The organism is Pseudomonas sp. MYb60 (assembly GCF_002979555.1).
Taxonomy (GTDB): Bacteria; Pseudomonadota; Gammaproteobacteria; order Pseudomonadales; family Pseudomonadaceae; genus Aquipseudomonas.
In genome coordinates, this window is the sequence record NZ_PCOZ01000002.1 from 258,275 (window position 1) to 270,630 (window position 12,356).

The 12,356-nt window shown below is 60.0% G+C and carries 12 protein-coding genes; 5 read left to right on the forward strand and 7 right to left on the reverse strand.

From position 1 onward, the window contains the following. Window positions 1-128 precede the first annotated feature (128 nt). From rho to CQ041_RS03985, 3 genes are all read right to left on the reverse strand, one after another. Complete coding sequence (gene rho / locus CQ041_RS03975; RefSeq protein WP_016973082.1) at window positions 129-1,388, reverse strand: transcription termination factor Rho; 1,260 nt, start codon at window positions 1,386-1,388, stop codon at window positions 129-131. 235 nt (window positions 1,389-1,623) lie between these two features. After that, window positions 1,624-1,953, reverse strand: coding sequence for a thioredoxin TrxA (gene trxA / locus CQ041_RS03980; protein ID WP_003213989.1), 330 nt, complete (start codon window positions 1,951-1,953; stop codon window positions 1,624-1,626). A 121-nt stretch (window positions 1,954-2,074) separates the two neighbouring features. Then, window positions 2,075-2,770, reverse strand: coding sequence for a FadR/GntR family transcriptional regulator (locus CQ041_RS03985; RefSeq protein ID WP_105521199.1), 696 nt, complete (start codon window positions 2,768-2,770; stop codon window positions 2,075-2,077). Between the two features lie 255 nt (window positions 2,771-3,025). On the opposite strand from CQ041_RS03985, the gene CQ041_RS03990 reads away from it, so the two are divergent. Genes CQ041_RS03990 through CQ041_RS04005 form a run of 4 tightly spaced genes read left to right on the forward strand, consistent with a single transcriptional unit; the run spans window position 3,026 to window position 5,866 of the window. Then, window positions 3,026-3,811: a transporter substrate-binding domain-containing protein gene (locus tag CQ041_RS03990; RefSeq protein WP_105521200.1), complete on the forward strand. Its 786-nt coding sequence runs from the start codon at window positions 3,026-3,028 to the stop codon at window positions 3,809-3,811. 15 nt (window positions 3,812-3,826) lie between these two features. Beyond that, window positions 3,827-4,495 carry an amino acid ABC transporter permease gene (locus CQ041_RS03995; RefSeq protein ID WP_017736949.1) on the forward strand — a complete coding sequence of 223 codons (669 nt, stop codon included), beginning with the start codon at window positions 3,827-3,829 and terminating at the stop codon, window positions 4,493-4,495. Then, window positions 4,492-5,142 carry an amino acid ABC transporter permease gene (locus tag CQ041_RS04000; RefSeq protein WP_105521201.1) on the forward strand — a complete coding sequence of 217 codons (651 nt, stop codon included), beginning with the start codon at window positions 4,492-4,494 and terminating at the stop codon, window positions 5,140-5,142. Before CQ041_RS03995 ends, CQ041_RS04000 begins: the two co-directional genes overlap by 4 nt. After that, complete coding sequence (locus CQ041_RS04005) at window positions 5,129-5,866, forward strand: amino acid ABC transporter ATP-binding protein (protein WP_105521202.1); 738 nt, start codon at window positions 5,129-5,131, stop codon at window positions 5,864-5,866. The genes CQ041_RS04000 and CQ041_RS04005 overlap by 14 nt, the downstream gene beginning before the upstream one ends. On the opposite strand, the gene CQ041_RS04010 is transcribed toward CQ041_RS04005, so the two are convergent. From CQ041_RS04010 to CQ041_RS04025, 4 genes are all read right to left on the reverse strand, one after another. Next, window positions 5,847-6,377, reverse strand: a complete 531-nt coding sequence (locus tag CQ041_RS04010; RefSeq protein WP_105521203.1) for a hypothetical protein — start codon at window positions 6,375-6,377, stop codon at window positions 5,847-5,849. The two genes, CQ041_RS04005 and CQ041_RS04010, sit on opposite strands and share 20 nt — an antisense overlap. After that, window positions 6,367-8,883, reverse strand: coding sequence for a fimbria/pilus outer membrane usher protein (locus CQ041_RS04015; RefSeq protein ID WP_256586735.1), 2,517 nt, complete (start codon window positions 8,881-8,883; stop codon window positions 6,367-6,369). Before CQ041_RS04015 ends, CQ041_RS04010 begins: the two co-directional genes overlap by 11 nt. Window positions 8,884-8,890: 7 nt before the next feature. Beyond that, a complete protein-coding gene (locus CQ041_RS04020; protein WP_105521204.1) occupies window positions 8,891-9,574 on the reverse strand; it encodes a fimbria/pilus chaperone family protein in 684 nt (227 codons plus the stop codon). Between the two features lie 137 nt (window positions 9,575-9,711). Beyond that, entirely contained in the window at window positions 9,712-10,359 is a 648-nt protein-coding gene (locus CQ041_RS04025; protein WP_105521205.1) for a DUF1120 domain-containing protein, read from the reverse strand. Between the two features lie 444 nt (window positions 10,360-10,803). On the opposite strand from CQ041_RS04025, the gene ppx reads away from it, so the two are divergent. Continuing rightward, on the forward strand, window positions 10,804-12,306 hold the full coding sequence (gene ppx, locus CQ041_RS04030; protein ID WP_163001956.1) for an exopolyphosphatase: 1,503 nt from the start codon (window positions 10,804-10,806) through the stop codon (window positions 12,304-12,306). The last annotated feature ends 50 nt before the right edge of the window (window positions 12,307-12,356 follow it).

Below are 12,356 nucleotides of genomic sequence, written 5' to 3' on the forward strand. Positions count from 1 at the left end.
AATGAGCGTAGCTGCACTCATCTTTTTTGTTTGTTAACTGACACTTATGTGGCACGAACCTTCCTTTTTCGCCGCAAAAAAAAATGGCGCCTCAAAGGGCGCCATTTTTCAGGACCATAAGCGTCGTATCACTTGCGCTTCATCGACAAGAAGAACTCGTCGTTGGTCTTGGTGGTCTTCAGCTTGTCGACCAGGAACTCGATGGCGGCGACTTCGTCCATCGGGTGCAGCAGCTTGCGCAGGATCCACATGCGCTGCAGTTCGTCGTCGGCCGTCAGCAACTCCTCGCGGCGGGTGCCGGAACGGTTGATGTTGATCGCCGGGAACACGCGTTTTTCCGCGATGCGACGGTCCAGGGGCAGTTCCATGTTGCCGGTACCCTTGAACTCTTCGTAGATCACTTCGTCCATTTTCGAACCGGTTTCAACCAGTGCGGTGGCGATGATGGTCAGCGAGCCGCCTTCTTCGATGTTCCGCGCAGCACCGAAGAAACGTTTCGGTTTCTCCAGGGCGTGAGCATCGACACCACCGGTCAATACCTTGCCGGAGCTCGGAATCACGGTGTTGTAGGCACGGGCCAAACGGGTGATGGAGTCGAGCAGGATCACCACGTCCTTCTTGTGTTCGACCAGGCGCTTGGCCTTCTCGATCACCATTTCGGCAACCTGCACGTGGCGGGTCGGCGGCTCGTCGAACGTCGAGGCAACCACTTCGCCGCGCACGGTGCGCTGCATTTCGGTCACTTCTTCCGGACGCTCGTCGATCAGCAATACGATCAGGTGAACTTCAGGATTGTTACGCGCGATGTTCGCTGCGATGTTCTGCAGCATGATGGTCTTGCCGGCTTTCGGCGGCGCGACGATCAGGCCACGCTGGCCTTTGCCGATCGGGGCGCACAGGTCGATCACACGACCAGTCAAGTCTTCGGTGGAACCGTTGCCGGCTTCCATCTTCATGCGCACGGTCGGGAACAGCGGGGTCAGGTTCTCGAAGAGAATCTTGTTCTTCGCGTTCTCAGGACGATCGAAGTTGATCGTGTCGACCTTGAGCAGGGCGAAATAACGCTCGCCTTCCTTCGGCGGTCGGATCTTGCCAACGATGGTGTCACCGGTGCGCAAGTTGAAGCGACGGATCTGGCTCGGCGAGACGTAGATATCGTCTGGGCCGGCGAGATAGGAGGCGTCTGCAGAGCGGAGGAAGCCGAAGCCGTCCTGGAGAATCTCCAGCACGCCATCACCGGAGATTTCCTCGCCGCTTTTCGCGTGCTTTTTCAGCAGGGAGAAAATCACGTCCTGCTTGCGCGAACGGGCCATATTTTCTATGCCCATTTCTTCGGCCAGTTGGAGCAGGTCGGTAATCGGCTTTTGCTTGAGTTCAGTCAGATTCATATAGGAATGACGTAATCATTTATGGAGGGGGGGAAATTAAGCTTTTGGCTTAATGAGGCCGCGCCGCGGAGAAGGCGACAGGATCGCGTACTAATCGAAAAGGAATGCGTCGGCGACGGCTTGCAGGGGGCAGTGGAGAAACCAGTGCGGGGCCGAATGTACCACCTGACTTTCTGAGCGTCTAGCCCTGTTTCACGAAAAAGCCCCGCTATTTGCGGGGCTTTTTTGACGACGCTTAGATGTTCGCGTCGAGGAAAGCTTGCAGCTGGGACTTCGACAGCGCGCCCACTTTGGTGGCTTCGACGTTGCCGTTCTTGAACAGCATCAGCGTCGGGATACCACGCACGCCGTGCTTGGCCGGGGTTTCCTGGTTGTCGTCGATGTTCAGCTTGGCAATGGTCAGCTTGCCTTCGTAGGTGGTTGCAATGTCGTCCAGAACAGGAGCGATCATTTTGCAAGGGCCGCACCATTCAGCCCAGTAGTCAACCAGCACCGGGCCTTGAGCCTTGAGTACTTCGGCCTCAAAGGTCGCGTCGGTGACGTGCTTGATAAGATCGTTGCTCATGGATGTCTCCGGATTGTAAGCAAAAAAAACGTGGCCCATCATAGCCGCCCTTCCCCCGTTCAGGAAGCCGCGTCTGATTGAGTCTTGCTATGGTGGTGCATGAGTTTGGGTATAGCCCAACTCAGGGCGCCACGGGAGTCACGAAGGCAATGCCGGTGCGCAATGCCGCGTTGCGTACATGTTCCTGCATGGTTTTCTGCGCCGCCGCACTGGCGCGACGGGCCAGTGCCCGCAGGATCTTGCGATGCTCCTGCCAGGTTTCCATGGCACGCTCCGGCCGGATGAACGGTAGTTTCTGACTCTCCAGGAAGACCTCGGCGCTGGCGCTCAGGATGCTCACCATCGCCTGGTTGCCGCTGGCCAGCAGGATGCGCTGGTGAAATTCGAAGTCCAGCCGTGCGGCCGCGTCGAAGTCGCCTGCCTTGAGCACCGCGCGCATGGCCTCGACGTTATCTTCCAGGCGGTCCAGTTCATCGACGGTCAGCGTCACGGCTGCCAACCCCGCTGCAAACCCCTCAAGGGCATAGCGCAACTGGAAGATATCCAACGGCGTGGCCTGGGCGGCGAACGGCCAGGCAAACCCCGGCGCCTCCTCCGCCGCCTGCACAAACACGCCTTTGCCCGGCTGCACGCTGACCACGCCCAAGGCGCTCAGCGACGACAACGCCTCGCGCAGCGACGCCCGGCTCACCCCCAATTGCAACGCCAGGTCACGTTGGGACGGCAATGCATCGCCCGGCTCGAAGCCTCGTTCCTTGATCAGTTTGCGGATGGCCTGCAGGGCCGCTTCCGGTACGGCTTGGGCAATGGAATTCATAAAAAACTCGAGGTTCCAGACAACTGATCGGCTAGTTGTAAAGCTATTCGAAGCTGCCGGCAAGCCACGCCCCAAAGGGGCTCGCCGGGTTTTGCCGACGCTCGAAAAGGGTGCGAAAAACTCGCCAACTGTTCAGACCAGTAAGACCGCCAGCGCGCAGTAAACCCGTGGCTTGCGGGCGATCCCAAGGACGATGGCATGGGCTGTGCACTGGGCAAAAACAGAAATTCCCTTCGCCCTTCTCGGAGAGTTGCCATGACCAAGCGCTACAGCGCCCTGCTCACTGCCCTGTTTGCCAGCCTGATGCTGAGCCAGGCACCCGCCCAGGCCAATGGTCTGGACGACATCGTCGCCCGTGGCACCCTCAAGGTCGCGGTCCCCCAGGACTTCCCGCCGTTCGGCTCGGTCGGCCCGGACATGAAGCCGCGCGGCCTGGACATCGACACCGCCAAGCTGCTGGCCGACCAACTCAAGGTCAAGCTGGAGCTGACACCGGTCAACAGCACCAACCGGATCCCGTACCTCACCACCGGCAAGGTCGACCTGGTGATCTCCAGCCTGGGCAAGAACCCAGAGCGCGAAAAAGTCATCGACTTCTCCAAGGCCTACGCGCCGTTCTACCTGGCGGTGTTCGGCCCGCCTGATGCAGCGATCACCGGCCTTGACGACCTCAAGGGCAAGACCATCAGTGTGACCCGTGGCGCCATCGAAGACATCGAGCTCACCGCCGTCGCGCCCAAGGAAGCCACGATCAAGCGCTTCGAGGACAACAATTCCACCATCGCCGCCTACCTGGCCGGCCAGGTCGACCTGATCGCCAGCGGCAACGTGGTGATGGTGGCGATCAGCGAACGCAACCCTAAACGCGTGCCGGCCCTGAAAGTAAAACTCAAGGATTCGCCAGTGTACGTGGGCGTGAACAAGAACGAGCCGGCGCTGCTGGAGAAGGTCAACCAGATCCTCATCGCGGGCAAGGCTGACGGCAGCCTGGAAAAGAACGCGCTGCAATGGCTCAAAGAACCCCTGCCGGCCGACCTCTGAACGCGGAGCTGACTCATGGCGTATCAATTTGACTTTGTGCCGGTGCTGGCCAATACCGACCTGCTGTTGCGCGGCGCGCTGTTCACCCTTGAGCTGACGGCCATCGGCGCGATCCTCGGCGTCGCCCTGGGCACCGTGGGCGCCGTGGTGCGGGCGTGGAAGATCCAGCCGTTCGCCTGGTTCTTCGGGGTGTATGTCGAGTTGATCCGCAACACGCCGTTCCTGGTGCAGTTGTTCTTCATCTTCTTCGGCCTGCCGTCCCTGGGGCTGAAGATCACCGAGTGGCAAGCCGCCGTGCTGGCGATGGTGATCAACCTGGGGGCCTACTCCACCGAGATCATCCGCGCCGGCATCCAGGCGATCCCGCGCGGGCAACTGGAAGCCGCCGCCGCGCTGGCGATGACGCGCTTCGAAGCGTTCCGCCACGTGGTGCTGCTGCCGGCGCTGGGCAAGGTGTGGCCGGCCCTGAGCAGCCAGATCATCATCGTGATGCTCGGCTCGGCGGTATGTTCGCAGATCGCCACCGAGGAGCTGAGCTTTGCCGCCAACTTCATCCAGTCGCGCAACTTCCGCGCATTTGAAACCTACGCCCTGACCACCCTGGTGTACCTGTGCATGGCGCTGATGATTCGTCAGTTGCTCAACTGGATCGGCCGACGCTTTGTGATGAGGAATAGCCGATGAGTGATTTTTCCTTCTGGGACATCGTGCGCAACCTGCTCACCGGCCTGCAGTGGACCTTGCTGCTGTCACTGGTGGCGTTTATCGGCGGCGGCCTGATCGGTTTGCTGGTGATGACGATGCGTATCAGCCACAAGGCCTTCCCGCGCAACGTGGCGCGTACCTACATCGAGCTGTTCCAGGGCACGCCGCTGCTGATGCAGCTGTTCCTGGTGTTTTTCGGCATCGCCCTGCTGGGTGTGGATATCTCGCCGTGGCTGGCCGCGGCAATTGCCCTGACCCTGTTCACCAGCGCCTACCTCGCCGAAATCTGGCGCGGCTGCGTCGACTCCATCGCCCATGGGCAATGGGAAGCCTCGGCCAGCCTGGCGCTCAACCCGCTGGAGCAACTGCGTTACGTGATCCTGCCCCAGGCCCTGCGAATTGCCGTGGCGCCCACCGTGGGCTTCTCGGTGCAGGTGGTCAAGGGCACCGCCGTGACCTCGATCATCGGTTTCACCGAATTGACCAAGACCGGCGGCATGCTCGCCAACGCCACCTTCGAACCCTTCATGGTCTACGGACTGGTGGCCCTTGGTTACTTTTTGCTCTGCTACCCACTGTCCCTCAGTGCGCGCTACCTGGAAAGGAGACTGCATGCCTCTGCTTAGAATTTCCGCCCTGCATAAGTATTACGGCGATCACCATGTGCTCAAGGGCATCGACCTGACTGTCGAAGAAGGCCAGGTGGTGGCGATCATCGGCCGCAGCGGCTCGGGCAAGTCCACATTGCTGCGCACCCTCAATGGCCTGGAGTCGATCAATGACGGTGTGATCGAAGTCGACGGCGACTACCTCGACGCCGCCCGCGCCGACCTGCGCAGCCTGCGGCAGAAAGTCGGCATGGTGTTCCAGCAATTCAACCTGTTCCCGCACCTGACGGTGGGTGAAAACGTCATGCTTGCGCCGCAAGTGGTGCAGAAGGTGCCCAAGGCCAAGGCCGCGCAATTGGCCCGGCAGATGCTGGAGCGTGTCGGGCTGGGCGAAAAATTCGACGCCTTCCCCGATCGCTTGTCTGGCGGCCAGCAGCAACGCGTGGCGATTGCCCGCGCGCTGGCGATGTCGCCCAAGGTCTTGCTGTGCGATGAAATCACCTCGGCCCTGGACCCGGAGTTGGTCAACGAAGTGCTCAGCGTGGTGCGCCAACTGGCCAAGGACGGCATGACCCTGATCATGGTGACCCACGAAATGCGGTTTGCCCGGGAAGTGGGCGACAAGCTGGTGTTCATGCACCAAGGCAAGGTGCATGAAGTCGGCGATCCGAAAGTGTTGTTCGCCAGCCCGCGAACTGCCGAGCTCGCCAACTTCATTGGTTCTACGGAACAGCCGGGCTGACCAGTTCGAACTGGCCATGCCCTTCCAGCAGTATCTCCCGACGCACCGAGAGGGCGTCGGCCGGCAACTGAACCGCTATCTCCACCTGTGCTGCCAATCGATGGCCTGTGATCGGCACACCGCCTGCGCTTGCAGACAGCGTATGACCCGGTAAAAGCTGCCCGCTGGAGGCTTCGTCGGGCAGCCACGACACCGGCCTGCCGTCGACCTGAGCCTGCCTCAGACTCAAGGTAAAACGTCCCTGTCGACCAAACTGGAAGCCTTTGGAATCGGCGGCCACCCCGCTGAAACGCAACGCCATCGCCGAGGGGGCCGTACAAAGAACGCTCAGGTGCAGCGTGCGCGGCGTATCCAGCGTCACTGTCGCCCTGCCGGATGAAACTTGCGAAGGGCGAATCACGCCGTAGTCGACCCTTGGCTCGCTCAGGGTCATCCGGCAATTCTCAGCCTGAGCCTGGGTCGCAACCAGAGCCGCCCACAGCAGCCACAGACTCCTGCGTTCAACGAACATGGCAGACCGCCGGAGCGGTTTCGTAGAATTTGTCATCGTCAGGCTCTCGCTCAGGATTGACGTGCAGCAGGCACGACTTGGAGTCCGGCAATAAGACCCTCAAGGTTTGCGGCCCGTCGATATTGCTCAGGAACACCATGCCTTCACCCACCACACTGGTCATAAAGCTGTTGTCCTCGCCAAACACCGCTGCGCCTTGAGGCAAGTGCCGACCCTGTTCGTCCCGGGACTCAAGCAACAGTCGGCGCACTTTCACCACATCAAAGTCGGGGATGTTGACCGAGCCACGACCGGCGGCTAGCACCTTGGTACCGTTCTTCAAGTCGACGCGTTTGGGCAGCGATTGGGTCTGCACTTGCAAATGGTTGTTGCTGTAGGCCTGCAAACCGGGGATCACCGCTTGGCCAGTGAAATCGGTCCAAACCGGCCCTTGGGGCGTCGAAACCTTGGCCGCGCCAATGTCGCCTACAGAGACAATCCCAAAAGTGTCCTGCACCGCATACGGCGAAAACGTCACTCCGTTTTCATGAGCCACGATGCCGCCTTGCAGTTGGCCGGAGTAGTTGATGTTCGTCGGATCACGGCTGACGCCCAGACTGACGCGGGTATAGAGCGGTAGGACATCCACACGTGCGCGCACGCTTTGCTCTCGCTGTTTCACATCCCGCTCAACACCGACCTCGTAGTGCACATAGTCGTTGACCCGCTCACTGAGGGCGGTCCCGGCATCCAACCGGTTACCGCGACGGCTGACATAAGCGTTCACACGCCGTTCAGCACCCAGCGGCATCGTGACCTGCAGCCTGACAGAAGTGCCCTCGTCCAGCCGCTCGTCGCGGCGGCTACCGCGAACAGGGTCCAGGCGCCGAGGCTCGGTCCTCCCTACCTGGGCATCGGCAATCAGTGCGACGCCCACACCGTTGAACGTGTTGTTCCATGAGACAAAAAGGTGGTCGTTGGATTGCCCGTCAAACTGCGAGCCCCGGGTAAAACCGAGAGAGAAGCCACCCAGGGACGGGTCCGCCCAGCTCAAACCTGCCGTGTACTGGCGCTTGAAACGCGCATCGACGCTGTACCCCCGCGACGCCTGGCCAGCGTCCAGTACCTCCCGGTAGCCGCGACTCTGTGCCGAGGCGCTCAGGTTGATATCAAGATTGGCGAATAACGGAGTCCCTATAGACAGTGCGCTACGCGCGCCGCTCACCTCATCTTGAGCATCGCGGGACAGGTTATGACGCACCCCCACGGTCATCTGATGGAAAAACACGCTGCTCAGGGATCCGCCTGCCGACTGGTACTCATCGGTACTCAGCAGACCGAAACCCAACGACGAGCGCTGACCCAGCCCCCAGGTGCCGCTGCCCATGGCGACCACAGGGGATTCCTGGTGGTCGATGGCTGTCCCGCGCACTTTACCGAGGGAAAAATAGTACCCCGGCTCCACTGGAGCCCCACCCCGAAAGGAAGCAGCAGGCACCACAAAACTGCGCGTTGCCCCACGCACGTCAATCACGCTCACGTCGAGGTCGCTGGTGCTGTTCAGCAACGGTAAGCCGGTCAGTCTGAACGGACCTTCCGGCACCAGGGTGGAATGGATCAGTGCGCCCGATTGACGAACTTCGACCCGCGACTGGCTTTGTGCCAGCCCTTCAACCACGACATTGCTGTCGCCCGCACCGCTGCGCTGCTGGCCGTCCGGGGAGAACTGCAAGCCGGTCAGCTGTACACCGCCAAAAATCGGGTTGTTGCTGGAAATCTGCCCCACCTGGAAAGTCGACCGCAACGCCGCGATATCACGCTGGGCATAGGCGTTTACCTGTTCTGTGCGTGTCTTGCCATTGTCGGAAACATAAAACTGACGGCTGCGAACAATCCAGTTTCCCAGGTTGAATCCCGCCTCGGTGTAGGCCGATACGAAGCGACTCGGCCCGCTGCGCGAGTGAGTATCGAAACCCAATACGTCGTAGTTGAAGATGGCGGCCGCGCCACCCTCGGAGAAACTCCCGCCCTCCCACTCCGGCGCACGCATGGACTGGGTCGGCACCACCAGCGTGACCTCGTCGCTGCTGGGGCGCAGCCTCACCAGGGTCGCGGGATATTCCCCCACGAAATCATGGCAGGCCTGGTCAGGGGTGATGCCCTCGCGCAAAAGGCGGGAAGGGGTGACCAGACCGGCCTTTGCCAACAATGCGGGGGTGAAGCATAACTGGCCCTGGTAGTCGAAACGGGCGTCAACCAACCCCAACGGCGTGCCATTGACCCGTAGCCCGACAACGTGGACACCTTCACGAAAGCGTGCTGCGCTGCGAAAGTATTCGGACACCTGCGGATCAATCCCAAGGGCGGTCAGCGCGGCCAGATCAAAACCTTCCCCCAGCCCAACCGCTGCACTGGTACCTGGCAGACTCCACAGCGTTGCAAGGCCCAGCAGAATTCTGGAACGGGCCTGGGAAACATTGCTTGGTACGCTATTGGCCGAGCGACGGGGTTGCCTGATCTTTTTCATAGGCCAGTCAATCCGCATCAGCCGTAACCGGCGCGCGATAACTGTCCACCGTAAACCCGTAGACGGTGGCCGGTTGAATCCCCACAGCCACTACTCCCGTTACTGGGCCTGCCGACACCAGCGTCAGCGCTTCACCCGGCAGAACGTAGGTCCGTGGCAAAGTTGCCACGCCTGCCTGCGGATGCAGCTCTACTTCCATCCCCAGCCGCACGACATAGGCGCTGTCGTTATGGACCCTCAACTGGCCCCCTACACGCGTCCATGTCAGCAACTGCCAGGGAGCGTCATGTCTGGGCAAGCCTTTGGGGTGCAGGATCACTGGCAGACTCTGGCGCAGGGTAATACCAATGGTCGCACCGCCGGGTGCACGTGCTTCTGGAATACCTTCAAAGGAAACACGCTTAAGGCGCTGGGTCTTGAGCGGTGCCTTCGTGGTACTGATGAAACGGACAAGTTGGGTGTCGCCCGCTTCGACCCGCGTAATCGGGGGCGTTACGATCAACAATGGCTCCAGGTCTTCCGGTATGTCTTGAATGACCGAGTGCAGTAACGCAGGGCCCGAGTCGGTGTTTTTAACATTAAGTGTCGTCTCACCCTCTTCTTCATTCAGAATGACAACGGTTGTCTCGGGCTGCATTCCGTCCGCCACGGCCATGCCACAAAAAAAAAGACACGCGCTTATATACCGCATCAGCGACCTCAGGATTACTGTTGGAACATTCACCGACTTACCCCAGCCAAACATAAAAAAAATGCAGGTTTAAAAAGCCGACATTCAACAAAGCCAGCTAAGTGACAGTGCATTCATGCCGACTATTAACGACGTACTTAGATGTAATCCACTGACAGACTGGTGCGACCATCCAACGTTACATCGCGGGTCAGGTCCAAATCCTGCGTGCGGTTGATAACGGCTTTTACTTCAAGCGTGCCTGTAAGACTGGTGATGGATGCCGGTACCGCAGTGGTACCGCTACGCCAGGAATATTGGGCAGGTGATTGTGCGACTTTACCGTCACTGTGCTGCCAGGCCGACGCCGGACTGGTCCGCATGATTGGGTTCAGGACACCGCTGCTCGCACTCAGATTCTTGAGGGTCACGGAGTACCCGCCGGTACGCCTGCCATTGGCGAGCCCTAAGCCGTAGTTCTGTGCCTCGGTGAACCCGGCACCGAGGATGCCTGGCACCTTACTGGCAGATTGAAGGTCACTCAGCGACACTCGGAACTGCGCAGCCCGACCGCAATTGATGGTCAAACTGACCGGTTTCGCTACAAGCGGCGTGAACTGCGTCGGGGACAAGCTTGAGGCGGCAATCGTCTGGTAGTCGACAAGGCCATTACCGGTGAGGCTAAGGTTGCAAGCCACAGGTTTGATAGTTCCTCGTACAATCAGTTCGGCAACATTAGTTGCATGAGCTCCGACACTGACGATCAGACAAAGGGCACCGACTGTAACACCAAACATTTTTCTCATAATCAACCTGTCATGTGGAATGAGCAGGTGTATTTATGATGGCCAGGAATTGCGACCATAAATAAATAACACCACGGCGAGATTGCCGGATGACAGTCTGCGGTTTAGGCACAGGATCAATGAATCAGAGAACACGCCAACCATTGTGAGAGGCGTTGATATAAAAAGTGGGCAACCGTTAACTATCGAGTAGGCTGAACTACAACGCGCCTAAGCCAATAGCCTCTGCCGTGTAGGCAAAATCAAAAACAGGACGATCAATACAACACGTTAATACGTCCTACAAATATAAAACCTCATGCTTTGCAAACTCAAAAAAACGCCCTACATTTCCGACAAATATTCCCGGCAGACACCCGCAGGAAAATTACCCAAGCAGTACGCGTTGGCACCAAAGGTCGATCGTGGCACGATGGTCGGGTTATCGACCGAGACCCCCAAACCATGCCGCAATCCCAAGCCAAGAATCTGTCCCTGATCGCCGCCATCGACCTGGGCTCCAACAGCTTTCACATGGTCGTGGCCAAGGCCCAGAACGGTGAGATCCGCATCCTTGAGCGGCTCGGCGAGAAAGTACAATTGGCTGCCGGGATCGACGACGAGCGCAAGCTCAACGAAGAATCCATGCAGCGCGGGCTTGATTGCCTCAAGCGTTTTGCCCAATTGATCAACGGCATGCCCCTGGGCGCCGTGCGGATCGTCGGCACCAACGCCCTGCGCGAAGCGCGCAACCGTGGCGAGTTCATCCGCCGCGCCGAGGAGATCCTCGGGCACCCGGTAGAAGTCATCTCCGGCCGTGAAGAAGCGCGCCTGATCTACCTGGGCGTGTCCCACACCCTGGCCGACACCCCCGGCAAACGCCTGGTGGCGGACATCGGCGGCGGCAGTACCGAATTCATCATCGGGCAGCGATTCGAGCCATTGTTGCGTGAAAGCCTGCAAATGGGCTGTGTCAGCTTTACCCAGCGCTATTTCAAGGACGGCAAGATCACCCCGGCGCGCTACGCCCAGGCCTACACGGCCGCGCGGCTGGAGATCATGAGCATCGAGCATGCCCTGCATCGCCTGACCTGGGATGAAGCCATCGGCTCGTCCGGCACCATCCGCGCCATCGGCCTGGCCCTCAAGGCCGGCGGCCATGGCACCGGCGAGGTCAACGCCGAGGGCCTGGCGTGGCTCAAGCGCAAGCTGTTCAAGCTGGGTGACGCCGAGAAGATCGATTTCGACGGCATCAAGCCCGATCGCCGGGCGATTTTCCCGGCAGGCCTGGCGATTCTCGAAGCGATCTTCGACGCACTCGAACTGCAACGCATGGACCACTGTGACGGCGCCCTGCGCGAAGGCGTGCTCTACGACCTGCTGGGTCGCCATCACCACGAAGACGTGCGTGAGCGCACCCTCAGCTCGCTGATGGAGCGTTATCACGTCGACCTGGAACAAGCTGCCCGCGTGGAGCGCAAGGCCCTGCACGCCTTCGACCAAGTGGCCGAGGACTGGGACCTCGAAGATGGCGTCTGGCGTGAACTGCTGGGCTGGGCGGCCAAGGTGCATGAAGTGGGCCTGGACATCGCCCACTATCATTACCACAAGCACGGCGCCTACCTGATCGAGCACTCGGACCTGGCCGGTTTCTCCCGCGAAGACCAGCAAATGCTCGCCCTGCTGGTCCGCGGCCATCGCCGCAACATCCCCAAGGACAAGTTTGCCGAGTTCGGTGACGACGGCATCAAGCTGATTCGCCTGTGTGTGCTGCTGCGCTTTGCGATCCTGTTCCACCACATCCGTGGTACCCAGGAAATGCCCCAGGTCAAACTGCGTGCCGATGGCGACAGCCTGGAAGTGATGTTCCCGAAAGGCTGGCTGGACGAGAACCAACTGACCCAGGCGGACTTCGCCCTGGAAGCGGAGTGGCTGACGCGGGTAGGGTTCACCCTCAACGTGCGCTGACCCGGCACAACCCAATGTGGGAGGGGGCTTGCCCCCGATGGCAGTGGATC

Bases quoted from the DNA above. Each gene is read 5' to 3' on its own strand.
- rho (WP_016973082.1), bottom strand. From the start codon at position 1,388: ATGAATCTGACTGAACTCAAGCAAAAGCCGATTACCGACCTGCTCCAA.
- trxA (WP_003213989.1), bottom strand. From the start codon at position 1,953: ATGAGCAACGATCTTATCAAGCACGTCACCGACGCGACCTTTGAGGCC.
- CQ041_RS03985 (WP_105521199.1), bottom strand. From the start codon at position 2,770: ATGAATTCCATTGCCCAAGCCGTACCGGAAGCGGCCCTGCAGGCCATC.
- CQ041_RS03990 (WP_105521200.1), top strand. From the start codon at position 3,026: ATGACCAAGCGCTACAGCGCCCTGCTCACTGCCCTGTTTGCCAGCCTG.
- CQ041_RS03995 (WP_017736949.1), top strand. From the start codon at position 3,827: ATGGCGTATCAATTTGACTTTGTGCCGGTGCTGGCCAATACCGACCTG.
- CQ041_RS04000 (WP_105521201.1), top strand. From the start codon at position 4,492: ATGAGTGATTTTTCCTTCTGGGACATCGTGCGCAACCTGCTCACCGGC.
- CQ041_RS04005 (WP_105521202.1), top strand. From the start codon at position 5,129: ATGCCTCTGCTTAGAATTTCCGCCCTGCATAAGTATTACGGCGATCAC.
- CQ041_RS04010 (WP_105521203.1), bottom strand. From the start codon at position 6,377: ATGTTCGTTGAACGCAGGAGTCTGTGGCTGCTGTGGGCGGCTCTGGTT.
- CQ041_RS04015 (WP_256586735.1), bottom strand. From the start codon at position 8,883: ATGAAAAAGATCAGGCAACCCCGTCGCTCGGCCAATAGCGTACCAAGC.
- CQ041_RS04020 (WP_105521204.1), bottom strand. From the start codon at position 9,574: ATGCGGTATATAAGCGCGTGTCTTTTTTTTTGTGGCATGGCCGTGGCG.
- CQ041_RS04025 (WP_105521205.1), bottom strand. From the start codon at position 10,359: ATGAGAAAAATGTTTGGTGTTACAGTCGGTGCCCTTTGTCTGATCGTC.
- ppx (WP_163001956.1), top strand. From the start codon at position 10,804: ATGCCGCAATCCCAAGCCAAGAATCTGTCCCTGATCGCCGCCATCGAC.